At 45.4% G+C, this 24,713-nt stretch carries 25 protein-coding genes; 13 read left to right on the top strand and 12 right to left on the bottom strand.

The genetic code is table 11. The features are described 5' to 3' along the window. The first annotated feature begins 1 nt into the window (after position 1). The 8 genes from V1L52_RS08090 to V1L52_RS08055 all read left to right on the top strand — a co-directional run bounded on the left by V1L52_RS08090 (position 2) and on the right by V1L52_RS08055 (position 8,329). Positions 2–1,003 (top strand): TRAP transporter TatT component family protein, encoded by a 1,002-nt coding sequence (locus V1L52_RS08090; RefSeq protein ID WP_428768605.1) that lies wholly within the window; start codon positions 2–4, stop codon positions 1,001–1,003. 20 nt (positions 1,004–1,023) lie between these two features. After that, on the top strand, positions 1,024–2,067 hold the full coding sequence (gene dctP, locus V1L52_RS08085) for a TRAP transporter substrate-binding protein DctP (protein ID WP_428768604.1): 1,044 nt from the start codon (positions 1,024–1,026) through the stop codon (positions 2,065–2,067). Continuing rightward, positions 2,057–3,907, top strand: a complete 1,851-nt coding sequence (locus V1L52_RS08080; RefSeq protein WP_428768602.1) for a TRAP transporter large permease subunit — start codon at positions 2,057–2,059, stop codon at positions 3,905–3,907. The genes dctP and V1L52_RS08080 overlap by 11 nt, the downstream gene beginning before the upstream one ends. 4 nt (positions 3,908–3,911) lie before the next feature. Then, positions 3,912–4,382: a hypothetical protein gene (locus tag V1L52_RS08075; RefSeq protein ID WP_428768600.1), complete on the top strand. Its 471-nt coding sequence runs from the start codon at positions 3,912–3,914 to the stop codon at positions 4,380–4,382. After that, entirely contained in the window at positions 4,325–5,362 is a 1,038-nt protein-coding gene (locus V1L52_RS08070; RefSeq protein ID WP_428768599.1) for a glycoside hydrolase family 3 N-terminal domain-containing protein, read from the top strand. Before V1L52_RS08075 ends, V1L52_RS08070 begins: the two co-directional genes overlap by 58 nt. Next, positions 5,343–6,185: an RluA family pseudouridine synthase gene (locus V1L52_RS08065; protein WP_428768597.1), complete on the top strand. Its 843-nt coding sequence runs from the start codon at positions 5,343–5,345 to the stop codon at positions 6,183–6,185. Before V1L52_RS08070 ends, V1L52_RS08065 begins: the two co-directional genes overlap by 20 nt. Next, complete coding sequence (locus V1L52_RS08060) at positions 6,178–7,008, top strand: RsmB/NOP family class I SAM-dependent RNA methyltransferase (protein WP_428768595.1); 831 nt, start codon at positions 6,178–6,180, stop codon at positions 7,006–7,008. Before V1L52_RS08065 ends, V1L52_RS08060 begins: the two co-directional genes overlap by 8 nt. Positions 7,009–7,093: 85 nt before the next feature. After that, complete coding sequence (locus tag V1L52_RS08055) at positions 7,094–8,329, top strand: GAF and HD-GYP domain-containing protein (protein ID WP_428768593.1); 1,236 nt, start codon at positions 7,094–7,096, stop codon at positions 8,327–8,329. 14 nt (positions 8,330–8,343) lie between these two features. Here the strand turns inward: V1L52_RS08055 and V1L52_RS08050 are convergent, their stop codons facing one another. From V1L52_RS08050 to infC, 6 genes are read right to left on the bottom strand one after another with little or no spacing between them, the layout of a single operon-like run. Next, positions 8,344–8,826, bottom strand: coding sequence for a YaiI/YqxD family protein (locus tag V1L52_RS08050; RefSeq protein WP_428768591.1), 483 nt, complete (start codon positions 8,824–8,826; stop codon positions 8,344–8,346). Beyond that, on the bottom strand, positions 8,826–9,134 hold the full coding sequence (locus V1L52_RS08045; RefSeq protein WP_428768589.1) for a cell division protein ZapA: 309 nt from the start codon (positions 9,132–9,134) through the stop codon (positions 8,826–8,828). Before V1L52_RS08045 ends, V1L52_RS08050 begins: the two co-directional genes overlap by 1 nt. Continuing rightward, positions 9,134–9,475 (bottom strand): hypothetical protein, encoded by a 342-nt coding sequence (locus tag V1L52_RS08040; protein WP_428768587.1) that lies wholly within the window; start codon positions 9,473–9,475, stop codon positions 9,134–9,136. The genes V1L52_RS08045 and V1L52_RS08040 overlap by 1 nt, the downstream gene beginning before the upstream one ends. Before the next feature lie 3 nt (positions 9,476–9,478). Beyond that, complete coding sequence (rplT, locus tag V1L52_RS08035; protein ID WP_428768585.1) at positions 9,479–9,838, bottom strand: 50S ribosomal protein L20; 360 nt, start codon at positions 9,836–9,838, stop codon at positions 9,479–9,481. Positions 9,839–9,859: 21 nt separating this feature from the next. Then, on the bottom strand, positions 9,860–10,060 hold the full coding sequence (rpmI, locus tag V1L52_RS08030; protein ID WP_428768584.1) for a 50S ribosomal protein L35: 201 nt from the start codon (positions 10,058–10,060) through the stop codon (positions 9,860–9,862). Between the two features lie 14 nt (positions 10,061–10,074). Beyond that, positions 10,075–10,599, bottom strand: a complete 525-nt coding sequence (infC, locus tag V1L52_RS08025; protein ID WP_428768582.1) for a translation initiation factor IF-3 — start codon at positions 10,597–10,599, stop codon at positions 10,075–10,077. 197 nt (positions 10,600–10,796) lie between these two features. On the opposite strand from infC, the gene V1L52_RS08020 reads away from it, so the two are divergent. Genes V1L52_RS08020 through V1L52_RS08010 form a run of 3 tightly spaced genes read left to right on the top strand, consistent with a single transcriptional unit; the run spans position 10,797 to position 15,730 of the window. Further along, on the top strand, positions 10,797–13,757 hold the full coding sequence (locus V1L52_RS08020) for a chromosome segregation SMC family protein (RefSeq protein ID WP_428768580.1): 2,961 nt from the start codon (positions 10,797–10,799) through the stop codon (positions 13,755–13,757). 12 nt (positions 13,758–13,769) lie between these two features. Further along, positions 13,770–14,081 carry a hypothetical protein gene (locus tag V1L52_RS08015; RefSeq protein ID WP_428768579.1) on the top strand — a complete coding sequence of 104 codons (312 nt, stop codon included), beginning with the start codon at positions 13,770–13,772 and terminating at the stop codon, positions 14,079–14,081. Continuing rightward, a complete protein-coding gene (locus V1L52_RS08010) occupies positions 14,078–15,730 on the top strand; it encodes a hypothetical protein (RefSeq protein ID WP_428768577.1) in 1,653 nt (550 codons plus the stop codon). Before V1L52_RS08015 ends, V1L52_RS08010 begins: the two co-directional genes overlap by 4 nt. A gap of 25 nt (positions 15,731–15,755) precedes the next feature. On the opposite strand, the gene V1L52_RS08005 is transcribed toward V1L52_RS08010, so the two are convergent. The 6 genes from V1L52_RS08005 to V1L52_RS07980 all read right to left on the bottom strand — a co-directional run bounded on the left by V1L52_RS08005 (position 15,756) and on the right by V1L52_RS07980 (position 21,441). Further along, positions 15,756–16,304, bottom strand: a complete 549-nt coding sequence (locus V1L52_RS08005) for an ATP-binding protein (RefSeq protein ID WP_428771812.1) — start codon at positions 16,302–16,304, stop codon at positions 15,756–15,758. A gap of 84 nt (positions 16,305–16,388) precedes the next feature. Then, positions 16,389–16,730, bottom strand: a complete 342-nt coding sequence (locus V1L52_RS08000; RefSeq protein ID WP_428768576.1) for an anti-sigma factor antagonist — start codon at positions 16,728–16,730, stop codon at positions 16,389–16,391. A 43-nt stretch (positions 16,731–16,773) separates the two neighbouring features. Then, the gene (locus V1L52_RS07995; RefSeq protein ID WP_428768574.1) at positions 16,774–18,429 is read right to left on the bottom strand and encodes a PP2C family protein-serine/threonine phosphatase; all 1,656 of its coding nucleotides are present in this window, start codon (positions 18,427–18,429) and stop codon (positions 16,774–16,776) included. Positions 18,430–18,486: 57 nt separating this feature from the next. Continuing rightward, positions 18,487–19,401 (bottom strand): transcriptional regulator, encoded by a 915-nt coding sequence (locus V1L52_RS07990; RefSeq protein WP_428768572.1) that lies wholly within the window; start codon positions 19,399–19,401, stop codon positions 18,487–18,489. Continuing rightward, positions 19,398–20,066 (bottom strand): metallophosphoesterase, encoded by a 669-nt coding sequence (locus V1L52_RS07985; RefSeq protein ID WP_428768571.1) that lies wholly within the window; start codon positions 20,064–20,066, stop codon positions 19,398–19,400. Before V1L52_RS07985 ends, V1L52_RS07990 begins: the two co-directional genes overlap by 4 nt. 4 nt (positions 20,067–20,070) lie before the next feature. Next, positions 20,071–21,441 (bottom strand): tetratricopeptide repeat protein, encoded by a 1,371-nt coding sequence (locus tag V1L52_RS07980; protein WP_428768569.1) that lies wholly within the window; start codon positions 21,439–21,441, stop codon positions 20,071–20,073. 76 nt (positions 21,442–21,517) lie between these two features. On the opposite strand from V1L52_RS07980, the gene V1L52_RS07975 reads away from it, so the two are divergent. Together V1L52_RS07975 and V1L52_RS07970 are read left to right on the top strand one after the other, a co-directional pair. Next, positions 21,518–22,384, top strand: coding sequence for a tetratricopeptide repeat protein (locus V1L52_RS07975; protein WP_428768567.1), 867 nt, complete (start codon positions 21,518–21,520; stop codon positions 22,382–22,384). Continuing rightward, positions 22,356–24,701, top strand: coding sequence for a tetratricopeptide repeat protein (locus V1L52_RS07970; protein ID WP_428768565.1), 2,346 nt, complete (start codon positions 22,356–22,358; stop codon positions 24,699–24,701). Before V1L52_RS07975 ends, V1L52_RS07970 begins: the two co-directional genes overlap by 29 nt. Positions 24,702–24,713 lie beyond the last annotated feature (12 nt).

Below are 24,713 nucleotides of genomic sequence, written 5' to 3'. Positions count from 1 at the left end.
TATGAAAAAGAATTTCCCGGCGTTTTCCGCCTTGTGCAGGTTTTGTCTCTTTGCCGCCCTTATAGGACTTATTACAGGCTGTACTCTTACAAAGCATATTGCTCTGGACAGCCTTTCCGATACCCTTGCCGGAGCGGATAAAAAGGGCAGGGCTGCAAAGGTAAAGCAGCCGGGAAATTCCTTAATGCCTGTTTTAACCGGGGAAGAAGATACCGTTCTTATGGGTGACTTTTTTCCCACCGTGTTAAAACTGTATGAAATAGTTACAGCCCGAAATCCCCGTCATCAGGGATTGAACGTGATGACCGGCTCTTTATATGTAATGTATGCAAATGCTTTTGTGCAATCTCCCGCCGAACGTCTTGATGCATCGCAATATGTTTTACAGGCGGAAGAACAAAAAAGGGCCAAAATTCACTATTTGCGGGGCGCCTCCTATGCTCTTCGCTCATTGGAACTGCGTTATCCCGGATTTACCGCAGCCCTTGACGGCGGGAATCTCGAAGCTTTTTTGCCCTATACGGAACGTTTGAAAAAATCGGATATAAGTGCCGCGTATTGGGCAGGAGCGGGCCGCCTCGGAGCTTTTTCCGCCGACCCTCTGGATACCGAGCGTTTAAAAACGCTTCCTGCCGTTGTTTCCCTTTTGGAAAAAGCGGCCTCTCTTGACGGTGACTATAACGGAGGTGCGGTTTGGGATGCCCTTACCGCATTTTATGCCCTCGCACCGGCCGAATTCGGCGGAAATATCGAACGTGCCGAATTTACCAGCGCCGAGTCTTTCCGTGCATCGGGCGGAAAAAGTCCGTCTCCCTACATTACCTATGCGACTTCCTTTTGCGTGCCGAATCAGGACGTAGACGGATTTAAAGAAAATCTTAAAAAAGCGCTTGCCTTTGATATTGAATCGGATCCCGCAAACAGGCTTGCGCTTGTTATCGCTCAAAAAAAAGCTTCATGGCTTTTGGCGCACGGCGACGACTTTTTTATTGAATGGGAATAATGCGGGATAAGGATTGTAGTATGCAGACAAAACATTTTACCCTTATTTTTATCTTCGGTTTTCTTTTATCGATTTTAAGCGCGCAGCCGATTTCGGTAAAAATCGCTTCGGTGGCGCCTCCCCGTTCTCCTTGGGATATAGAACAAAAAGCGTTGGCTCAGGAATGGTCGCGCATAACAAACGGCCGGGTAGAGCTTAAATTTTACAATGCCGGCTCTTTAGGCGGTGAAGGCGGTGTGATAAAAAAAATGAAAGCCCTGCGTCCCGGGCAAAAAAGCCCCATAGACGGCGCCATCTTTACGAATATCGGTGTATATGAATTAACTCCCGATTCCCACGCTTTAACGCTTACCGTTCCCTTTTTATTCAGAAATCAGGATGAAGTTTCATATGTTCTCGATGTTTTAAATCCCGACATTGAAAAAGCCGTAAACGCTGCAGGTTTTGAGCTTTTAGGCTGGTTTAATGTCGGTTGGGCAAACTTTTTTACAAAAACCGAAATACGTACGCCGGATGAATTAAAAAGGGCAAAAATGGGCTTTTCCGGCATTGCTTCTCCGGGGTTGATGGCGGCTTTTAAGTCCGCAGGTTTTACGATGGAAGATATTCCCGGCGAAAAAATGCTTCAGAGCATTAAAAGTGCAAACGGAATCAAGGTTGCCTATTCCATTCCGATGTATGCCTATGCGACAACTTATCATACGGGATTGCCTTATGCTATAGACGTGCCTTTAAACCCGATTATGTCGGCTTTTATCGTATCCACACCGACTTGGGAGGCTGTTCCGCAAGAATACCGGGCGGCTTTAAAAGAAGCCGTTCGCAAAGCCGAGGGTAAATTCAGCGCCGTACAACAGCAGTCGGATCGCGAATATCTTGATAAAATGCGGGCCGAAGGCAGTACCTTGGTAAAACTTACGCAGGCTGAGCTTCGCGTATGGGAAGCTGCTTTTAGGGTCGATGCCGAAAAAATGGCGAATATTCCGGATTCGGTTATAAACGGTCCTTTTTACCGCAAAATAAGCTCACTGTTGGAAGCATACAGGGCAAAAAATGGACGGTAAAGCCACGAACCTTTTTGAAAAGACGGAAAATATACTGTCCGTCTTTTTGGTTGCCCTCCTGTCTCTATTACCCTTTGCGGAACTTATTTCACAGCGCTTGTTCCGCATCCCCCTTTTGGGTATTGAAGGGGCGATGGTTAATACGGCTTTTTTGTTTGCCTGTTTTACCTCTATTATAACGTGGCGTACGCAAAAACATATTTGTATTGCGGCCGTTGACGAGTTTGCCCCCCTGCCCGTAAAAAAGGTTGTCAATGCTTTAAAATCCGCCGTTATTCCCCTCGTTCTTACGGCTCTGTTTTTTTCGGCTTTTTCCGAATTTTTTGCCGTTTTCGGTCCCGAGGAAAAAGTATGGGGTATACCGCTGCAATTCGTTTTCGGCGTTTTACCTCTGAGTTATGGCGTCATGCTGGTTTTGGCAACCGTACAAAAGAAAAATATTGTTTTTTCGATTTCGGGTATTGTACTCGGTTGTCTTATTTCCGCAGGACCCATAGGAGGGCTTTTTTATTATATTTTTAACAGCGAAAGCCCCGCTTTTTTATCCGCTCTCGATATGTTTTGGCTTGATTTTTCGGCAAAGGCATTTCCGTATATCGTTTTATTGATTATTGTATTCGCTTTTTTGGGCGTTCCCCTGTTTATCGTTATCAGTGCGGTTTCATATGTCGCTTTTTCCCAGGGAGGCGGCTATGTTGAAATGCTTTCTTTGGAAGCATACGGCATTTTGACGGATAAAAGTATAGCGGCAATTCCTCTTTTTACGATGGCCGGTTATATTTTATCAAAGGGAAGTGCGGGAAGCCGTTTGGTAGACGTATTTAAATCCTGCTTCGGCTGGTTTAAGGGCGGTTTTCTTGTTGCCGCCGTTGTTGTAACTACTTTTTTTACAACCTTTACCGGTGTTTCAGGTGTCACTATTTTGGCGCTCGGCTCCCTCTTGACCATTGTTTTAACGGGTTCCGGTTATTCGAAAAACCGTGCCGAATCTTTAATCACGGCTTCCGGTGCTTTGGGTCTTTTATTTCCGCCGAGTCTTGCCATCATCATGTACGGCACGACGAATTATTTTTCGGTAGATGTATTTGAGCTGTTTAAGGGAGCCCTTATTCCCGGCTCTATTTTAGCCGTTTCAATGATTGTTCTCGGTATTTTCTTTGACAAGGATACACACCGCATTCCTTTTTCGCCGATAAACGCCCTAAAGGCTTTAAAACACGCCGCTTTTGAACTTTTATTGCCTTTTTTTATTATGACCGGTTATTTTAGCGGCTTTTTTTCTCTTTTTCAGGCGGCGGCCTTTGCCGTTTTATACAGTTTTTGTATAGGCGTTTGGGTAAGAAAAGATTATTCGTTTAAAGGTGCATTGAATATTATTGTCGAATCTTTGCCGGTTACCGGCGGTGTTTTGGCTATCTTCGGAGCCGCCCGCGGCCTTTCATATTATCTGCTTGATGCAAACGTTCCGGCTGTTTTGTCCGATTTTGTGCTTTCTTTTGTAAGTTCCAAATACCTGTTTTTGTTTTTGTTAAACTGCGTATTGCTTATAGTAGGCTGTCTTATGGACGTTTATTCGGCCATTTTGATTGTTTCTCCGCTGATTATCCCGATCGCCGAAACCTTCGGTATTCATCCCGTGCACACCGGCGTTATCTTTCTTATGAATATGCAGCTCGGTTTTTTAACGCCCCCTGTAGGTATGGATTTGTTTATTGCCTCCTATGCTTTCGATACGCCTATGATACGTGTTATTAAGGGAATACTGCCCTTTTTACTGGTGCAGTTTATCGTGCTGATGCTCGTTACCTATATTCCTTTTTTCACGATGGCTTTAATTTGATTGTATGAAACCGCTTCCGAAACTGCATACATTTTCTTTTATGCACGGCCGTTCTTTTTTTGCCCGTATATCCGTGCTTTTTTTTGTGTGTACGGCATTCGGAATCTTTATCCCCTGCCTTACGGGCTGTTCCCGGGAGAAAAAGAATTCCGTACGGCTTGAAAAGCGCGACTGCGATCCTGTTGCCGACTTTATAGCCTCAATGACTCTTGAAGAAAAAATCTGTCAGCTTTTTATCGTTTCGGTTGACGGAACCGAGGCCGCTTCTTCGGCAATCGTATACGATATTCCTCCGGGCGGCTATATATTATTTAACCGCAATTTTACAGGTTCTGCAGAGCAGATTATAAAACTGACCGGCGATGTACAAACCTTTTATGCGGACCTGCGTTCGGCCGCCGGTGAACCGTCTTTATATTGCAGCTATGGCGGCTGCCATGTTGCCCCCTCCGTATTCCGCCCTTTTTTGCAATAGACCATGAAGGAGGGGAGGTAAACCGCCTCAGAGGCATTGCGAGCCCCCTTCCTTCGGCTCAATCGGTTGCACGCTTTTTAAAGCCGGAAGAAGCGGAAAAACTCTATTCTTATGCGGCCGAACAAATCGCCGCCCTCGGCATTCATGTAAATTTTGCACCCCTTGCCGAAACCTCAGGGCCCCACAACAGCGAATTTGTGGGACTGCGCAGTTTCGGCTCCTTGGAACAAACCGAAACCTATGCCGCCGCCTTTATGCGCGCTTTTTCACAAAGCGGAGTTTTTTGCGTTTTAAAGCATTTTCCCGGCAATACGAATGACGACCCCCATGCCGTTCTTCCGGTTTTAAGCGGTTCGGCATCCGAGATTGAAAATCTGTATTTTTCTCCCTTTGCTTTTTTGCTCTCTTCACTGTCCCCTCCGCTTTTTGCGGGAACCTTCCCGGTTTTTAAATCCTTGCACAATTTTCCTCCCTCGGGAGTTCTTATGAGCCATGCCTGCGTACCTGCCTTTGACGAAAAAAATCCCGCCTGCTTTTCGCCGGTTCTTATACGGGAGATTTTGCAAAATAAGCTCGATTTTAGCGGTTTGATTTTTTCCGATGACTTATATATGGGCGCCCTTGCTTCTTCGGAGTTTTCGCCTGCGGACTCGGCGGAAAAAGCTTTGCGGGCGGGTATTCATATCTTTATGCTTTCGCGTTCCGTCTACCGTGATTTTATTCCCTCTCTTGCGGAAAAAGCCGCTTGCAACCCCGATTTACAGGTTTTAATTGATAGTGCACTTACAAAAATATTGAAGGCAAAGCTCCTTATGGGACTTCTAAAGCTTACCGAACATGACGCTGCGGATACCGAGTTCTATCCGACTCTTCGGCCCGCATCCGCGAATGAATTATACAATCCCCAAAATCAAATACGGCGTTTTAACGATGCAAAACAAAAAGGAGAAGCTTTGTATTATGCACATTGGGCAAAGTAAAAGCGCCGAAAGCCGTATTTTATATATCGATGAGCATATTGCCGTCTTTAATAAGGCTGCAGGAGATATCTGCGCCGCATTCTGCGAGGAGCGCTGCGCAGAGCGCTGTAAAACCGGCTTCGAGAGCGCTTGCGAAACTCCGGAAAATGTTTTAGTTGAAGAAAACCCCTATCTTCCGGATGTATTTTGCGGCTGCTTGGAAAAATCTTCTTTTTTCAACGGAACCTTTCCTCCCTTTATTCACTGTTTTAACCGTCTCGACCGTCCGGTTTCGGGCTGCGTTTTACTTGTGTTTAACCGCTCTCTTATACCCCTGCTGCAAAAACAATTTACGGATGAACATAAAAAAAACTCCTGCGTGCAAAAAACCTATTATGCGCTTTTGGAAGGCCGCATTCCTCTCTCCGACGAGTTTTCTCTTTTGGAACACCATATACGGTTTGATGCAAAAAAACAAAGGGCCTCTGTTTACGATACGGAAAAGCGAAAAACGAAAACCGCCCGCCTTTTATGGCGTCCGGTTTTTTGTACCGAGCGTTATACCCTTGCGGAAATACGGCTTTTAACGGGGCGCACCCATCAAATACGCGCACAGCTTTCTTTTTGCGGGTTTCACATAAAAGGCGATGTCAAATACGGTGCCCGGAGAAATGATATCCTGGGAGGTATCCGTCTCCACGCATCCGGATTACGGTTCCGTCATCCTGTCACCGGATCGCTGATCGATATTCATGCTCCGCTTTTAAAAACGGATGCGCTTTGGGATGCGGTTTTTGATCGCATCGATTTAAAAACGGCCGGGGAAGGGAACACCGATGGCTAGGCAAACGCAAAAAATGCTTAAGGGCTCCGAAGGTTTTGACGCCTATTATTCCGAGCTGTATAAGGAGCGATGGCCCCGTCTGCGTGAAGCCCTCTTTACTTCGCCCCGATACATTGCTTTACCCGCACGAAATTCGGCTCCGGCTGAAGACTATTTTCTCGATGCGGGGAGCATATCGGCAGCCCTTTCCTTACCGATTGAAGATGATTGCCGTATTTTGGATATGTGCGCCGCTCCGGGCGGCAAAAGCTTGATACTTGCTTCGCGCATAGCCTCAATGAGCGGTTCAAGCCTTGTGTGCAATGAAGTATCCGGTTCCCGGAGAAACCGCCTTGTTTCGGTTTTAAATACCTATGTGTCTTCCTTAGAGCGCGAAAAAATAAGCATTACCGGCTATGATGCCGCCCGCTGGTGCCGCCGTGAAACCGAATGTTTTGACCGCATTTTATTGGATGCCCCCTGTTCATCCGAGCGCCATGTTTTACAAGATGCAAAATACCTTGCACAGTGGTCTCCTGCGCGTATAAAGCATCTTGCTCACACCCAATGGGCCCTCCTTTCTTCGGCATTCCGCCTTTTAAAAAGCGGCGGGTATCTTCTCTATGCTACTTGCGCACTGTCGCCGGCCGAAAATGATGAGGTTGTACAAAAACTTTTTAAAAAATTCCAAAATGCGCGCGGCGTATCTATGGAAGCTCCCGAGCTGTTCGGTTCATATCGGCTTCCCCGTGCCGAAGCTTCCGCTTTCGGCATGCATATTTTACCCGATACGGCCGAAGGGGCCGGTCCGATGTACTTTTCTCTTATCAATAAGCTTGCGTAAATCAATATGGACACGTTTGTCTTTTTGGGGTATAGTATAAGGTAGTCGTATATGCACAGGGACGGCGCCTACAGGATACAGCAACATGGAAAAAGTAAAAACACACGAAGAAAAACTTGAAAGTATTATAGAATCGGAACGCTTTTTAAATGAAATACAGGATATGGATATTTTGCTTGAGAGGCTTTTATCCGAAGTCCGCCGTGTGACAAGTGCCGATGCCGGTTCCATATATATCAATGAAAAGAATATTTTATCGATTAAATGTGCGCAAAACGATTCTCTGCAAAGAATGCTTGAAGAAGGCCAAAAAGTTCCTTTTTCCTTTTTTTCTTTCCCCGTAAATGAAAAATCCATTTCGGGCTATACGGTATTAACCGGAGAATTGTTGAATATTCCCGATGTCTACCGTATCGACGAAACAAAGTCTTATCGTTTTAACAGGCAGCCCGATTTAATTACCGGTTACAGAAGCAAGTCTATGCTTACCGTACCCCTTATTACGCGCAATAAGGAAGCGCTCGGCGTTTTACAGGTAATCAATCGTTTGGACGATTCGGGAGCCGTCATTCCCTTTTCGGAAGATGATGAGCTGTATATGCGCCACTTTGCCGGAGCGGCGGCCCAAGCCTTGGAACGGGCAAAGCTTACACGCGCGATGGTTATGCGCATGATTACAATGGCCGGACTTCGCGACCCTAAGGAAACCGGCGCTCACGTAAACCGCGTTTCAAGTTATGCCGTTGAGATTTACGACCGATGGGCCTTTAACCATGCCGTGCCGTATGAAGAGCGCCATAAGTTCCGCGACAACTTAAAAATTACGGCTATGCTCCATGACGTCGGCAAGGTCGGTATTTCCGATTCTATTTTAAAATTGCCCCGTATTTTTACACCCGAAGAATACAATATGATAAAAGCGCACACGATTATCGGCGCAATGTTTTTTTCATCGATAGAATCTCCCCTTGATGCAATGTCTTTGGAAGTTGCCCTGCATCACCATGACCGCTGGGACGGTACGGGTTACCCGGGAAAGATAGATATGCAAAAAGTTACTATCGATACCATTCCTTCTTTTATAAACCGCGAACCCCTATTCGGTGAGGAAATACCTCTTTGTGCGCGTATCGTTTCTTTAGCCGATGTTTTTGATGCCCTTTCTTCAAAGCGCGTATATAAGGATGCATGGGAAGATGATTCGGTACTTAAAGAAATATCCTCACAATCGGGCAAGCAGTTCGATCCTGAAGTGGTAAAAGCTTTTTTTGAAATCCAGCCTATTATCCGCTCAATAAAGCTTTCACTACCCGAAGAATAGGATACGCTCGGAGCTTATCGGCGGATTTTATTTGCCGTATTTTTTAGTTTTTTTTGCAGTTCTCTGTCAAGGCTGTTTGCAAAAAGGTTCAGCTCTTTTTTTCCGAAGCGGTCGGTTTTATCCGCCGCTATTCCCTGTTCATACAGTTCCAAGTTAAAGTTCCGAATGGAAAGACGCTCACGTATGTTTTCCGCCGTATAAACTGTGCCGCGGTCGTTTAATACGGTAATTCCCTTATCGACGAGCCGCTGTGCAAGCGGAATATCCCGTGTTATAACTATATCGTCATTTCCGCACTGAGCGACAATTTGATTATCGGCCGCATCCGGAAGATTTTCGGAAACTTCCATGCGTACATAGCTTGAAGGCTTAAGGGGAATAATACGGTTTGCGGTAAACACGGCTTTGATTTTTAAGCGTTCGGCGAATCTTATAATCATGTCTCTTACGCTTACCGGACAGGAATCCGCATCGACGCGAATCGTAAACGAAGACATCAGCGCATAGCCTTATCTATGTTTTCAATCAATTTGAGCGTAATGCGCTCGGCTTCAAATAATTCGCTGCTTGTATGCCGTTGTTTGTTTACGGATAAACTGCGGTTTTGTTCCGATTGTTTAAGCTCGTCGCAGAGGCTTAAACCGGCCATAATTGCAATTTTTAAATTATCTTTGAGGTTTGTCGAAGATTCTATTGAAGATATGATTTTTTTATAATGTAACAGAAGTTCTTTAAGATATGTATCATCTTCTTTTGCCTGAATACTGAATGAGGTTCCCAATATATTTATATTAAGGGTACCCATCAGAATATATCAAGCTGTGCGCCGGAAGATTCTTCGGCAAACTCTGAAGTCTTTTCGGCGGCTTGTTCCGCTTTTTCGGTAACAGGCTCCGCCGGTTCCAGCGCATTTTGAACCGCGTCTTCCATATCGTTTAAGCGGTTCAAAACGTTTAAGATTCCCTGTTCAAGTTTCGCCTCGTCCTGTTCAAAACGGCTGCATTTTGCCCGCAAAGCTTCAAGCTCCGATTTAAGATCGGTATTTTCTTTTTCAAGAACCGATTTTTCACGTTTAAGCTGTGAAAACAATGCAAGCATCCTTTCAACCCTTTGCTCAAGAATGCGCACTTGCTCCAGGGAAATCATTGTTTAAGCTCCGACGGCTTTTTTTGCGGTTTCAACGACCGCTTTAAAGGCTGCAGGATCTTCAATCGCCATGTTGGAAAGTGCTTTGCGGTTGATGATTACATTTGCCTTTGTCAATCCGTCGATAAAGCGTGAATAGCTCATACCCTCGTTTCTGACGGCCGCATTAAGTCTGCTTATCCACAACGAGCGCATGGTGCCCTTTTTATCTCTGCGTCCTACGTAAGAATCGCTTAAAGCCTGGGTTACCGCATCCTTAGCCGCTTTAAAGTTCGTACTGCGTCTTCCGCGGAAACCTTTTGCAAGTTTTAAAATCTTTTTACGGCGATTGAGCCGCTTACTTCCGTCTATTGCTCTCGACATTTCAATCTCCTGTGTTTATGTTCAGCCGTAGGGTAAAAGCTGTTTGCGGACCTTTGCCGAATCGGCACTGCTTAAAATACCCGCGCTGCGCAGCTGGCGCTTGCGCTTTTGAGCTTTTTTGGTCAAAATGTGGCGAAGGTTCATTTTTTTGTACTTTACTTTGCCGCTTCCGGTAAAAGACAAACGCTTTGCCGCGCTGCGTTTCGATTTCATCTTTGGCATAATGTTCTACCTCGTTATTTTTTAGCTTTCGGATTCAAGGTCATGGACATAAAGCGGCCTTCCATAGCCGGCTGCTTTTCCACTGCATAATCGTCAAGTCTTTTAAGTACTTCCTGTAATACAACAAGACCCAGTTCCGTATGGGCAAGTTCGCGTCCCTTGAAGCGGACGGTAACCTTTACCTTGTTTCCTTCATTCAGGAATTCCTGCACATGCTTTGACTTAAAGTCCAAATCGCCGGAGCCGATTTTCGGCTGCATGCGGATTTCTTTCATCTTCAGCAATTTTTGTTTTTTCTTGGAATCACGGAGCTTTTTTTCCATTTCAAAACGATACTTGCCGTAGTCCAGTATTTTACATACCGGCGGGTTTGCAGTCGGCGCAACTTCAACCAAATCAAGGTTTTGTTCTTTCGCCATTTCAAGGGCTTGAATAGTGGGAACGATTCCCTGCTGTCCGCCCTCGCTGTCTATAAGCCGTACTTCCCGTACACGAATCTGTGTGTTGATTCGCAACCCTTTTTCTTTTATTTCCGCCAACGATCCTCCTTCCCGTTTTTTCTTATGCTCCCCGATTGAGCACCAAAAAACAAGATTAGTCTAAAGCATATTGATTATTATATCACAAAGCCCTCTTTGTTGTCCAGTGGTAGAATTCTTCCATCTACGGGAAAAATCTTCATTCAAGAATTGACTACAAGGGCAATTCAGGGTAGAATAAGCTCAGAGGGGTACCTGTGTTTCTTAAAAGTCTTGAAGTATTCGGTTTCAAATCATTTGCGGATAAAACGCGTATAGAATTTTCCGATGGGATTACCGCTCTTTTGGGACCCAACGGCTGCGGCAAAAGCAATGTCGTAGATGCCGTTAAATGGGTACTCGGAGAACAGGCGGCAAAGACAATGCGCGCCGAAAAAATGGAAGACGTTATTTTTAACGGTACCGAAAACCGAAAACCTTTAAACCTTGCCGAAGTTACCCTTACTCTTTCCAACGACGCGGGTCTTTTACCCATAGATACGAGTGAAATTACGATAAAGCGCCGTCTCTACCGTTCCGGTGAAGGCGAGTATTGGATAAACAATCAACAGTGTAAACTGCGCGATGTGCGGGAGCTTTTTTGGGATACCGGGGTGGGTAAGGCCGCCTACTCGGTTATGGAGCAGGGTAAAATCGACCAGATTTTATCGAGCAAACCCGAAGACCGCCGCTACCTTTTTGAAGAAGCCGCCGGTATTACGCGTTTTAAGGTAAAACGTGCCGAAGCAGAGCGCAAACTTGAGCGCACCGAAGAAAATATGCGTCAGGTGGACTCCATCTTAAACGAAGTAAAGCGCTCTTATGATTCTTTAAAAATACAGGCCGATAAAACCGTTACCTTCCGCAAATTAAAAGACGATATTTTCAATTTTGAACTCGATATTCAGCTTTTGCGTCTTAAAGGCTTTATCCACGACAGACATAACCGTGAAGGCGATATGGAAAAGGCCCGAGAAAACCGTGCGCGCGTACAAGCCGAAATGGATGCCGTAAACGCCGCCCTGTCCGAGCACATGGATGAGGTAAACACGATGGAAGGCCGTTTGGTTGAAATTCAGCAAAAGATATACGGTCTTGCCATTGAAGAGCGCGCAAAAAACGAGCAATGCCGCCTGCTTGAGCAAAGTAAACAGGAAGCAAAAGAAAAGGTCGCCCAGCTTGAGATAAAAAAGAAGGCCGTTGAAGAAAAAATCGAAGTGTTGACCGAGGATGCCGATGAACAGGAAGGCACGCTTCATAATCTGAATAAACGTCTTGAAGAAATTGCAAAAAATATTCAATCCTTTGAAGAAAATATCAGTCTTGCCGGAAGCCGCATTACCGAAAACGATAGGCTTGCAGCCGAAGCCGAAAAAGAAATAGCGGCGCTTGCGGAAAAGCGTGCAGGGTTGCAAAAACAGCTTGAAGCGATTACCGAAAATATCGTTACCCAGCTTGACGCAAAGTTAAAAGAGGCCGGTTATTCGGTACAGTCGGCTAAACAGGCAAAGGAAAGGGTGGATACGCTTATAAGCCAGTTAAAGGTCCTTGCAGGCGGCCGTAAAAAACTTTTTTCCGACTTTGCCGCGGCGGCCGAACCTTCTAAAGCCGATATTGCGCGCTTTGCCTCCTCTGCCGTAAGCGCGTTCACGGATATGGAAAAGCTTACCCTTTCTTTGGAAGAAGCCGTCCGTACCTATGCCTCGGTTACGCCGGGCTTTATAGAAGAGTTTTTATCTCCGGAAGGCATTATTACGCAAAAGCGCTCGATAGATGTATCGATACAGCAAAATACGGCTGCCGTTGAAGAAAAACGTGAAAAAATCGCGTCATTAAAGTCTCAAAACTCCGACCTTGCGCTTAAGATGGAAGAATACCGTGTTACCTTGGAAAACCTCCGTATCAATCAGGCGCAAATGAAAACCCAGATTCAGGCGGCCGAAGACCAGCTGCGTTTACTGCGCCGCGAACTGACCGGACAGGAAGCTGTTTTGCGCGATTTGGAAAACGAATTGTTCGGCGAAACAAAACGTTTTGAAGAAATCGCCTCGCGTATTGCCGATATGCAGGAAGAAGTTGCAGGCATTCAGCGCGAAGGCATCCGTTTGACCGGTCAGCTTGAAGACTTGGAAAAAACGATCGATTCACGCAACAGCGACGTTACGGGGAAAAAAGAAGTATTAAAAAATTTAACTTCAGAAATAGCAAAATTCCAGCAGCAGTTTGAAAAAGCGAACCTCGATTTGGCAACGGCGGAAACCGAAATCCGCAGCATTCAGGATAACTTTCGCGACACGCATTCGCGCGATTTGATGGAATTCGAAGAGCGTATGCTTACGATTACCTCATCCTCCGCACAGCTTCGTGAGCAGTTGGCCGCTTCCCGGCAGGCTGTGCGCGATTTGGGGAATGTAAATCTTATGGCGCCGGAAGAATTTGCCGAAACAAAGGAGCGCTTCGATTTTTTAACGGCTCAAATTGCGGACTTGCAAAAGGCAAAAGACGACCTCAAGCGTATTACCGAAGAAATCAGGGCCGAATCAACCGAATTGTTTTTGGCAACCTATAATAAAATCAAAAAGAATTTTCACAATATGTTCCGCCGCCTTTTCGGAGGAGGGCGTGCGGAATTGCGCCTTGTAGACCCGCAAAACGTGCTCGCTTCGGGTATCGATATTTTTGCCCAGCCTCCGGGAAAAAAGCTTGAAAATATTGCGCTTTTGTCCGGCGGCGAAAAGACGATGACTGCGGTTTCGCTTTTGTTTGCAACCTATATGGTGCGTCCTTCTCCCTTTTGTCTCTTGGACGAAATCGATGCCGCCCTCGATGAGGCGAACGTTATCCGCTTTGTTCAAACTCTGCGCGAGTTTGGCAGCGTAAGTCAGTATATCGTCATTACGCATAATAAAAAAACGGTTGCCGGAGCAAGTACCCTCCTGGGTGTTACCATGGAAGAGTCGGGCGTCAGTAAATTGATTACGATAAAACTCGAAAACGATAAAGAAGGCAATATCCGCCTGCCCGAACCCGAGCCCTTTGAAGAAGAAGATGTCGAGCCTGAAAAAGACGTTTTTATTCCGCCTCATCCTCCGAAGCGCCGAAAGCAGGTACCGGCCGAAGATTCGGCTCAAGTGCCGCCTGAATCCGCCGGGGAGCAGGATGGGGGCGATCCTTCATAAGGAGACGGCGTTATGGAACCGAGGCGCTTATTTATCATAGGTATATTGATTTTTATCATCCTTGCTTCCGTTTCGTTTTTGATTTCTTTCGGTAAAAAAAAGGATTTTTCCGCTCCTCCGAGAGAGTATTCGATCAATGAAGAGCCTTTTTTGCCGCCCGAACCCGAATTAAAGGATGAGTATATATACGCAAATGAACTCAAACCCCGCTGGAGCCGCGAAGACTGTGAGCCTTATTTTACATTTCCCGATGCAAAACAGCTTGAGCAGCTTAAAGATTCAAACGATGTATTGATTAAACGCATTTTGGAGAGCGCCCCGTGAAAATCAAATACCTATTCCTCTGGTTGCTGTATTCGGCGGTTTTATTTATTTCCTGTAAAAGTATTCCTCAGGCCCCTGCAAAAGAATCCCCCGCAGGAACACCTGTTTCTCAAGAAACGTCGCCCCCCGAAGGAGCGTCGGTTTCCCTGGAGACAGAGGTTCGTCAAACCGGAACTGCGGATGACGCTCAAGCCGGTGCGACGGGCAGCGATCCTCTTTTGACAAAGGTGCAGCCCAAGTTGTCCAATCCGTCAAAGCCCTCCGAACAGCCGAAAACAGACGGTAAAGGCGGCGAAAAACGGCCGATGACTTTGAAACCGAAAACGCCGCAAAAATCGAAACTTCCTCAAAAGACTGCGGAGGCCGAAAAGCAAGCCGAATCCGATGTAAAACCTGAAAAGACGGCCGAAGCCGAAAGAAAAAGTGTAAGCAGGATTACACCGTCCATATCTTTAAAACCCAAATCCGCCGTTCAAAGCCGAAAATCCTCCGTAGAAAAACCGCTTTCGGAGCCCCTTCCTTCGGAGAGAGAAGAAAATGCCGAAAATATACAGCCTGCCGTCTCAATGAGCGAAAAACCGCTCTTCCCTGCCGTTTCGGCGCCGGTTACATCGGCACCAAGCGGTACGGTTTCAACGGAAACTTCCGTACCCGACGCCAAGGCGGAAAAATCCGTCCGGATCGGAGGAGAAGGGGAAAAGGAACGGGTTGATATTTCCGTTTCGGCCCTGAGCCCTCCTATGGAGGCCGATCGCACCGTAAAACCTTCCGCAGTTTCTCAAACGGTTAAAAAATCGGAAAACCGTCCTCCGCTTCAAGCGCCGTCTTCACGGGGGGCGGCAGGACAGGGGGCTTTTTCTTCGGCCGTATTTGAAGAGCCGGAAGTATTGCTTCAAGCCGATGATACCCCTTCTTTGCTTGACAGTGAAGATACAAGCGCGGAAGAAACGGAGGAAAGCGCAGAGACACAAGAGATTGTCCCGAGCCGTGTAGAAGAAGTGCTTCTTTACACAGCCTTTGATATTTCCTGTGAGGGTAAAAATTGGATTTTTTTGGGAGAAACAAAGCCTGCTCAGCCTCCCGTCGTTACCTTTTCCAAACGGATATTTGCGGATGAGCGCACCCTGTTTTCTTTGCGCGCCGCTTCGCCCGGAGAAACGATATTACACTTTTATAAACATGATGTACTTGAAAATGTACCCAGGGATGAGTATGTACTGGTCCGCGTGATTGACAAGCAGACAGCTGAATCAAAGGCTTTTGAAAATACCGTTTCCGATATCTCTTTGGAAAGGGAACGGGACGGAGAAAGCGTTTTTTCCGGCTTTGACGGAGAAAAGAGTGAAAGCTCCGGTTCGGCGCAGGAGCTTTACGAGCGGGCGGAAACGGCTTTTAATGAAAAACGCTACGCAGACTCTCTTTCTCTTTTGGATGAGTTTTTTCAAACCCGTACATCCTCGGAAAACTGCTTTGACAAGGCTGTTTTTTTAAAAGCCCGTATTTATGAATCTCCGTCCGCCTACCGCAATATACGCACCGCCTTGGCTGAATACAAAAAAATAACCGCCTTCTTTCCGGAAAGCGGTTTATGGCAGGAAGCGCAGCGGCGTATTACCTATATAAAACGATTTTATATGGAGATAAGATAAGCCGCCTGCAAGTACATCGATTTTATCAGCCGTCTATATTAACCCCGTGGCGCTTTTTGGGGAATTTTTTCAACATGGCAACGCCGTTTCTCTTGCCGTTATAGACAAAGCCTCCGTTCCAATACTCCAACGCGGCAAAAAGAGCGTTTCCCCCGTCCTGATCGTCGCTGTGCTTGGTTCTAAACGATACGTAGTCTGCCAGTTTTTCAAAATTCTGCGTGTGCAAATATTCAAGGCGCTTGCGGTTAAATTCGTTCCATTTTTCCAAATCCTTAAAACCGCTGCCTTCATCTTCAACAATTAAGTGTGCATGGCTGGGACTGAACGAGTACCATACCTTTACCTTTTTTTTCGTATCGCATTTATTACCGTGTTTAACGGCATTTTTAATTACTTCGCTGATTTGCTGTTCAAGCAGGTTGATTTCTTTTATTTCCATCGGTGCCGATTGTACGATTAAAAGGGTAAAGTAACGTATTTGACGAAAATCGGACGGAAATTCTTTATAAAGCATATCCGTTTTATCAAATAAAACGTCGTTATCGTCACACCGTAATTCTTTTATTTCGTTCATTTTTGTCATTTTTTCCTCCCGGCGCATATTACAGGTTTTTTGTTCGGATTTTGCGGATAAAAAACTGCATGCTGCCTAAACATTTTAGTTTGCGTTAAATATTGAAATGGCTTCTTCAACCGTGTTTGCAATGGGAAAATACCCCATAAGCTTTGTTAACTCTATAACCTTTTTTACGGAACCGTGTATATTGGTTATTGACAGTTTTAAATTCATCTTTTTTATTGTTGAACAAATATAAATCAAAGCTCCGATTCCGGACGAATCGATATAGTCCACATGTTCAAGGTTTATAATGAAATTCTGAACTTTTTTTTCAAGCATTTTCATTACAAGTTCTTTTAATTTGTATGAATTATACAAATCCATTTCTCCGTTTACATCGATGATGTAAATCTCTCCACTTTTTCTTATTTTCAGTTCCATAGTCACTCCTATATAATCCGGCATAACCGGTTAAGACCGTTTTTTATTGAATCTTCAACACCACAAGACTTTGATCGTCATGTGCAGCCGATTTCCCTATAAATTCTCCCATATCCGCCCGTACCTCGTCGGCAATCTTTTTCCCGTCGGCATCCGCATTTTTTTCAATAAGGGCCGTTAATCGCTGTACCGAATACTGGGTACCGTTATCATCTACGGCTTCTATCAGGCCGTCCGTATACAAAATAACCAAATCACCCGTATACAGCTGTATTTCGAAATCGGCATATTCGGTAGTTTTTTCAACGCCCAGAGGTTCGGATTCTTTTGACAGCTTTCTCCATGTTTTTTCTTTTGCCGAAAAATGCAATACCGGCGTGGTTCCGGCCGTTGCAAATTGAATCCTCTTGGTCAGGGCATCGTAATTGAGTAATGAGGCGCTTGCGTAGTGGTCTATGGCTTTTTCCTGGGCAATACCGCGGTTCGTCCAGCTTAAAACCGTTGCCGCCGACTGCGGGGTATTGATTATAACCCGTATAATAGCGCGTATCATCGTCATAACGGTTAAAGATACCATCGATTTACCGGTAACGTCGGTCAATATAAAAGAAATGCGGTCCTTACGCGAAGGAATTATATCAAAATAATCGCTGCATATGCCCTGAGCGCTTTTAAAAAAGCTGCCGACTGAAACGGCGGGCAGGGGAGGGATTTTTTTCAAATACAGCATATCCTGAAGTTTTCCCGCGATTTGCGCTTCGCGTGCAATTTGTGCATGCTCGCTAGTTTCCTGAAACGAATAGACGTTTTTAACCGCAACTCCGGTAAATTCGGCCAGGGTTTGAATAGCCGATAAGTCTTCGGTCGAAAACTTTTCGCTGTTTTTTCCCCGGGCAAGGGCCATAATACCGATAACCGTATCGCGCAGCTTCATCGGCATGAAGATGTAGGAAGCGGCTTCCAAAAAATCTTCAGGACCGTTTTGAAAAATTCGTGAATCGCTTTTCGGTGAAAGAATAAGCTCTTTTGTACCCGTTTTAACTATATGACCGAAGATATTCGCATCAAAAGGAAATTGCGCATTTCTAAAATGACTTTTTACGGCCGTTTCCTGATGGGGCAGGGCAGCCGGAAGTTTAAAAGGCGGAGGAAAATTACCGACCAAAGACCTCACGCTGACCAAATCTTCAAATTCATCGACAAGGAGAATGGCGGCACCGTCGGCTTCGGTTATTTGCATAATCAAATCGTTTATACGGTCAAGCAGCTGAGGAATTTCGGCATTGGCGGAAATGGCGTCTGCGGACAATTCCATAATATCTTTACCGATATGGGCAAAGCGCATATCGACAAATTGCGATGCTTCTTTTCCCGCGTTTTTTGAAAAGGGGTATGAGCGGCCTTCACGTTTTTTTGATTCTCTTCTTTGTCCGCCCGGATTTTCCTTACCGTATAGAAAAACAAGACAATAGGGAATTAATAAAAGGCTTTGGGCTAAAACGGTTGAAGTTAAAAAAAGAATATTACCCGTACGTATGGAAAAAAAAGTACCGGCGAATGCCGCAAGTACCGACAAAATTTGAAAAACGCTGAGGTATACCCCTCTGATTTTTAATATAATAAATAATACAAAGAGGATTACATCCGCAACAAGTGTCAGTAAAAGAGGTATATAGGCTAACGAATTTTCAATCCCCATCAAAGGCTCCCGATATAATTAAGACGGTCAATCCGCCTTCGGTCAATATTACCACTGTTATTTTCTAAGGTCAAGTCTATATTTTATAGAGGCTAAAAAACGTTTAAAAAATCCCTGCCCGTAGGTACTGCGCAATTCTTCCGTCGCGGTATCCAGAGTTACGTTGTCTCCGAATTTCTTTTTCAGCTCGTTCCAATAGGTAATAATCCACACATACATATCGGCAGCGGTTCTGCCGCGGAATTTTCTTAAAATGCGGCGCTCTTTTATAAGCCGAACAACCGGCAGATAGGTATCTTTATACCACGATAAAACCGCTTCGGGAGTACCGATCCGCGTTCCCTCATTTTCACTCATATATTGCTTATGAACTTCTATTTGATTGTAAATAACATCGTATTCGCCGACTGCCGTAAAGTCCAAATCCCAATAATCGGTTATATCGCCGAATGCCGTTTCCGCATAAAAAAGCCGCTTTTCATAGTCAAGTACCCGCTTTAATATCTGCTTACGGGTCATGCCGGCACGCAGTTTTATTTCGCTTTGCAAACTGATTACTTCGGCATCTATACTTTCAATGCCCTGGGCCTTTGCAACCGATACGCGGTGATTGCCGTCGCGCACAAAATACAAGCCGCCGATTTCGTATAATTGTATCGGAGGAAGTATTATATCCCGTAAATGCGCCTCATCTATGCGCTGCCAGCGGCTTTTTAAGTGCAGGTTCCGGGGAAAAAAGTGATTGTCGAAGTCCTTATAACGGCCTTCGCTGCCGGCAATTAAGTCGACCGGAACAACCTGCATGCCCAAATACACTTCATTTTTCGGCTTAAGCCATTTTTTTACGTCGCCGAAAGACAGCAGTTCGGTTTCTTCCAAATTTAAAAGATGCTGCAAGTCGTTGAACAGGGCCTTATTGCGCGCTTTTGTAAAATCATTTTCGGTTTGGATGGAGTTTTCGTTCACATTCACGTATCGCCTCCGAATTCAATTACGTAGTGGCTGTATGCATTTATAACGGTTGTATGTTCCCAGCGGGTTACCCGTTTTTCCTGGAGGTCGTACAGGTGAATATGACCGTGTACCATGTACGCCGGTTTAAATGTACGCAAAAACCATAAATAGCATTCAAAGCCCATGTGACAGCGGTCTTCTCTGTCGTGAATGCCGCGCGGAGGAGCGTGCGTTAAAAAAATATCCACATACCGGCCGTAACGCAATTTATTGTATATAAGCTTGGGGACCATTTTTAAAAGATTAAAAAACATTTCGCCGTTGCTGTATTGGCACAATCCCTTGTTATACCTGATGGAACCCGACGTACCTGCGATAAGAATATTGCCTTCTTTTAGCACTTTAAAGCCCGCATAGGAAGCTCCGTGGGCGTGGGTTAAGGATTCGTCTATCCCCGCGGGAGCTCCCGATGTTTCATGCGTATGATAAAATCCGAATTCTTCCAAATTATGATTGCCGAATACAAAATAAGTCGGTTTATTTAAGACCGATACTATGTAATCGACATACTCCATCGGTAAGTCTCCGGCACATAAGACAAGGTCTATGTCTTTAAAATACTCCTTTGCCGCGGAAGAATACACAAGGGGGTCCAGCAGGTCGGAAACACAGAGTATTTTCATTAATTTACACTTCCGCCTTATTTAAAAGCTGCTGCAGTTTTTCTTTACCGACCAATTCAAGCGGGCGGGTTTCGGCAAAGGTGATTGCGGTACGGGTAAAGCCCGCACTGGTGCATACGATACCTTTTACATAGTTTTGTTTTTGAATCTCTTCTACGAGGCTGCGTAAATCCGAATCTTCGAGCATATCGGATTCGCGGTGAAACACCAGTAATACCAGCTGTTGGCGTACATTGCGCCAGTTTTCATTTTTTGCATCGACGGCAATGATTTTACACAGCGACTTTGTCATGTTTACATCTTTTGGGGAACAGTGTAAGCCCTTTTGTGCAATAGACTTGCATATATCGGCGAAAATCTGATCCGAGGATGTTAAATATTCTTTCATGCCGTCATTACCCTGTAAATCACGGTACTCAACCAGTTTGGCGCTTACATCGCGGAAATTTTTATTTTTTTCCGCAATTTTTTGCCATTGAACAAGGGCCAGGTCGATTTTACGCTGCATTTCGTAACAGCCGGCCAAAAAATAGCGTGCGTACAGGGTTTCCTGAGCCGAATCGTCTTTTGCCGTTTTAACCGCGCGGTCGAATTCATCGACGGCTTTTTCCACATTGTTTGCCGCCATAAAACATGAGCCGCGCTCGATAAGGGAGCGCTGACGGAATTCGGGGTCGCGCAGGGCTTTTTCAAAGGCGTTGACAGCTCCTGCATAATCTTTTGAATCTTTGAGGATTTTTCCAAGATAATAGTAAAAAGAAAACATATCCGGATTTAAAGAAAGGGCAAGTTGTATCGCCCGCTTTGCATCCGCGTATTGTTTTGAGCGGTATAAAATCATACCCAGGGCCGCGTGAGCCTTTCCGAAACGCTTATTATGCTTTATTGCAAGATTGTAATAACCGACTGCCTGCTCCGTTTTATTTTTCTTTTCAAACAGAGTTCCCGCATGGTAGTAGTTATCCGCATTGTTCGGCTCCAGTTTGGTAAGTAAGAGGTATTCCTGCAATGCTTCGTCATCGTGGTTGTACCGCTCGTATAATTCCGAACTTAATTTGCGGAATTCTTTTTCGGGAATCTTCATGGTATTGAAAATCGCATTTTGACCGACAACCCTGAATTCCATCAATGCCAATTCGGGTTTATTATCCGCAAGATAGGCTTTCCCCAGGTAATAATGCGCTTCGTAATCGCGGTTATCGCTTGCGATTATAGCCTTTGCCGCCTTAATGGCCGCCGCATTTTTACCCTGTTTTAAAAGACGCTGTATACCGTCTATTTTTTTCGGCAGGGCGAAAGATTTTATAAGAAAAACTGCAAGAAAGGCGGCTACGACGGCAAGGACGCAAATAAGAATTATTTGAAGAGTACTCATCAATCCTCCGATACTGTTATTGAAAGACTGTCTTTTTTATGATATTATAAGACAATATACACGGGAGTGCAACCCTATGGATAGAAAATCCCATGCCTACAGTATAACAATTTTATGCAGTCTTTGTATACTGCTTTTTTTGATTTTTCCTTCCGTGCATGCACAGGAGACGGGAAAAAGTCCGTCCGACACGGCCTTCGAAAATCCGTTTAATGAGGGAGAGCGGCTGTTCCGCAGTAATCGGCCCGACCAGGCCCTGCCTTTTTTGGAAAAAGCTTTGGCCGAAAAGGGAACTCCGCCGGTTATCTATAACTATTTGGGAACAGCCTGTATACAAACGGGAAACCTCAAAAAAGCCCTCGAAGTGTTTTTGCGCGGAACCGAGGCTGCCGGAACCGATAAAAAAAGCCTCTATTATAACGCAGGCAATACCGCTTTTTTACTCGGCGATTATGCAAAAGCCTATGAATATTTTTCTTTTTCCCTTGCGGCCGATTCTTTATGGGCTTCTTCATATTTGAACCGCGCAAATACTCAAGTGTATTTACAAAAATACGCCGAAGCTATCGATGATTATACACAATATCTTGCTTTGGCACCGGATGCTCCGCAGGGCGGCGAAATCAAGCGCATGATAGGAGCCTTGAATGATGAATTGGCTTTACGCGAACGGGAAAAACGCCGAAAAGCCGAAGAAGCGGAGCGTATAAGACTTGAAGAAGAACGCTTGCGTGCCGAGCGTGAGCGTCTGGAATCCGAAAAAGCGCGTATTGCCGCGGAACAGGAACGTCTTGCAGCCGAAAAAGCCGCTGCGGAAGCCGAAAGGAGGCGCAGAATTCTTGAAGAAGTATCGGCCTCCCTGCAAACCGGTTCGACAACCAATGTAAGCGCCGGAACCGAAGGAGTATTGGATTATGAGTACGAAGAAATTGAACTTGAATAAAGAGCAATGGAATCAAAAATGGGATAAAGAACCGCCTCGCTATAAACTCGATAAAAGTGAAGAAAAAGAGGCTTCGAAGCCTCGAACATCTTCTGTTACTTTAAAAGAGCCGGAGCGCAAGGTTTCATCCCCATTAAGAGAGCCCCGTCGGGCCTCTTCGTCCCGTCCTCTTACCACAGGTACGACATCGTCGGCCGATAAGCGTCCCGTTTTTACGGAAAGCGAAAAAAAGAAAAGTGCCGTTCCCGCCTTTTTTTACGATAACCCGGAGCCTGCGCGTAAAAAAGACAATAAAAAGCAGCTTTTAACCGTTTTGTCGATTATAGGAGCGATTGTCCTCTTTTTTTTAATCCTTTTTATTATTGTGTCTTCGATTCGCGGCTGCGCTTTATTTTCCGTTCCGGGGGGAAAGGGAACGCCGTCGGCTGTCAGCGAAACGGAACGGGCAAATACCCTTGCCCTTGCAAAACGCTATGCGGATAGGGGAGAGTATGAGCGCGCTATGGATTTACTCGACCAACTGCTTATTCAAAATGCCGATGATGCCGAAATCCTGAAAATAAGCGACGATATTCTCGCCTTAAAAGCGGCTCAAGCTGCGGGACAACGGGCAGCCGCTTTTCCCGATTCCGCGAATCCGACCTTGAATGCAAGAGAGATCGAAAAAGCCGTTGACCGTTTGGCGGAAGAAAATGCACGGGCCGCCCGTGAAAATGCAAAAAACGCGGCCGCCTTGGCTGAAGTTATGAAAAAACAGGAAGAGCTTTCGCGCGCCGAAGAAGAAGAGCGTGCCGCGCAAAAAAAACGGCAGGAACAGGCTGCTGCCGAAGAAGCCAAGCGCAAAGCCTATGAAAAAGAGCTTGCCCAAAAAAATGCCGATTTACAAAAACTTATTACGCGCATAAACGATGAAGTGGCTTCGGGTAAGGCGGGGCTGCTTTCGGGCCGCTATGATGAAGCTTCCGCACATTTTAAAAAAGCCGAATCCCTTTTGCCGGCAAACCAAAAGGATTTGTCGGGGGCAAAACTTGCCGAAATCGCAGGTCTTTTGTCTTCGTCGGCACAAAACGAACCGGACAAAGAAAAGAAAAAGGCTTTAAAAAATGAAGCGGTCGATTATGCGCAAAAGAGCTTACAATTTACTCCTGATAATCCCGTTTCCCGCTATGTATTGGGAAAGGCGGCCGCCGATGAGAAGGATTATGCAACGGCCTTAAAGGAATTTGCCGCGGCCGTAAAAAAAGATGCGTCAAATTCCCTCTATTTTTACGAATTGGGTAAGGTTCAATATACTTTGAAAAAATATGCGGAAGCCCGTTCATCGTTTGAATCGGCGGCAAAATTCGATGCCTCTTTTTATCAGGCATGGTTTAACGCCGCCTTAGCCTATAATCGCTTGGGCCGTACCGAGGATGCGGTGTCCGCTTTACGAAAAGCCGTATCGGTAAATCCTCAATACGATACGGCATGGCTTCAGCTTGCCCGGCTTCAAGTACAAAAAAACGATAATACCGGTGCGATCGCTTCGTATAAAAAAGTGCTTGAAATAGATTCGACAAATAAAAACGCGCTCAGAGAACTCGGTTCCGTGTACGGCACGCAGGAAAATTATAGCGAAGCCGAAAAATATTTCAAACGCGCCCTAAGCTATGCCGACACCGATCCGCTTACAAACTATAATCTGTCCACAACCTTGTTTGCTCAAAATAAACTTGAAGAAGCCCTGTCCTATGCGCAAAAAGCGGTAGGCTCCGAGCCGAAAAACGCCGTATACCAATATAATTACGGTCTTATGAGTGAGCTTTCCGGACGCTTTGATACGGCGGTTGCAGCCTATGTCGCCGCTCTTAAAATCGATGCGAATCATGTAAAAGCGAATATCAATTTGGGAAAACTCTATTCGGACAGCGGCGATACCGAAAGTGCCTTAGCGCATTTAACAAAGGCTGTTGATCTTGATAAAAACAGCTTTGAAGCCGTAAACAATCTTGCCGGCGCTTATTCGGCAAAAAAAGATTACGATAATGCGATAAAATATTTTGTTGCGGCATTAAAGATTGAACCGAAAAATCAAACGGCAAAGATGAATTTGGCTTCCGCCTATGCGTCTTCAAAGAATTTCGATGCCGCAAAAACGGTTTATCTTGAGGTTTTGCAGCGCAATCAAAATAATCTTGAAGCCTATGTCGAATTGGCAAAGGTATGTATTGCCCTGCAGGATAATACAAATGCCGAAAAATATTTGATTGCGGTTCGGGAAAAAGACCCCTCATTCCGCAAAGAAGAGGTGAGCGCCCTTTTAACAAAGATTAAATAGGGGCCGGACCTT

The organism is Treponema sp. HNW, assembly GCF_050320395.1.
Classification (GTDB): Bacteria; Spirochaetota; Spirochaetia; order Treponematales; family Treponemataceae; genus Treponema_C.
Note: the sequence above shows the minus strand (reverse complement) of the source record. Positions and strands in the feature narration are given on the sequence as shown.

Coding starts and splice junctions, on each gene's coding strand:
- dctP (WP_428768604.1), top strand. CDS start 1,024: ATGCAGACAAAACATTTTACCCTTATTTTTATCTTCGGTTTTCTTTTA.
- V1L52_RS08040 (WP_428768587.1), bottom strand. CDS start 9,475: ATGATTTCCCTGGAGCAAGTGCGCATTCTTGAGCAAAGGGTTGAAAGG.
- V1L52_RS08090 (WP_428768605.1), top strand. CDS start 2: ATGAAAAAGAATTTCCCGGCGTTTTCCGCCTTGTGCAGGTTTTGTCTC.
- V1L52_RS08075 (WP_428768600.1), top strand. CDS start 3,912: ATGAAACCGCTTCCGAAACTGCATACATTTTCTTTTATGCACGGCCGT.
- V1L52_RS07975 (WP_428768567.1), top strand. CDS start 21,518: ATGGATAGAAAATCCCATGCCTACAGTATAACAATTTTATGCAGTCTT.
- V1L52_RS08050 (WP_428768591.1), bottom strand. CDS start 8,826: ATGTCTTCGTTTACGATTCGCGTCGATGCGGATTCCTGTCCGGTAAGC.
- V1L52_RS07985 (WP_428768571.1), bottom strand. CDS start 20,066: ATGAAAATACTCTGTGTTTCCGACCTGCTGGACCCCCTTGTGTATTCT.
- V1L52_RS08065 (WP_428768597.1), top strand. CDS start 5,343: ATGCACATTGGGCAAAGTAAAAGCGCCGAAAGCCGTATTTTATATATC.
- rplT (WP_428768585.1), bottom strand. CDS start 9,838: ATGTCGAGAGCAATAGACGGAAGTAAGCGGCTCAATCGCCGTAAAAAG.
- V1L52_RS08000 (WP_428768576.1), bottom strand. CDS start 16,730: ATGGAACTGAAAATAAGAAAAAGTGGAGAGATTTACATCATCGATGTA.
- V1L52_RS07970 (WP_428768565.1), top strand. CDS start 22,356: ATGAGTACGAAGAAATTGAACTTGAATAAAGAGCAATGGAATCAAAAA.
- V1L52_RS08060 (WP_428768595.1), top strand. CDS start 6,178: ATGGCTAGGCAAACGCAAAAAATGCTTAAGGGCTCCGAAGGTTTTGAC.
- V1L52_RS08005 (WP_428771812.1), bottom strand. CDS start 16,304: ATGAACGAAATAAAAGAATTACGGTGTGACGATAACGACGTTTTATTT.
- V1L52_RS08055 (WP_428768593.1), top strand. CDS start 7,094: ATGGAAAAAGTAAAAACACACGAAGAAAAACTTGAAAGTATTATAGAA.
- V1L52_RS08045 (WP_428768589.1), bottom strand. CDS start 9,134: ATGGGTACCCTTAATATAAATATATTGGGAACCTCATTCAGTATTCAG.
- V1L52_RS07995 (WP_428768574.1), bottom strand. CDS start 18,429: ATGGGGATTGAAAATTCGTTAGCCTATATACCTCTTTTACTGACACTT.
- V1L52_RS08015 (WP_428768579.1), top strand. CDS start 13,770: ATGGAACCGAGGCGCTTATTTATCATAGGTATATTGATTTTTATCATC.
- rpmI (WP_428768584.1), bottom strand. CDS start 10,060: ATGCCAAAGATGAAATCGAAACGCAGCGCGGCAAAGCGTTTGTCTTTT.
- V1L52_RS07980 (WP_428768569.1), bottom strand. CDS start 21,441: ATGAGTACTCTTCAAATAATTCTTATTTGCGTCCTTGCCGTCGTAGCC.
- V1L52_RS08080 (WP_428768602.1), top strand. CDS start 2,057: ATGGACGGTAAAGCCACGAACCTTTTTGAAAAGACGGAAAATATACTG.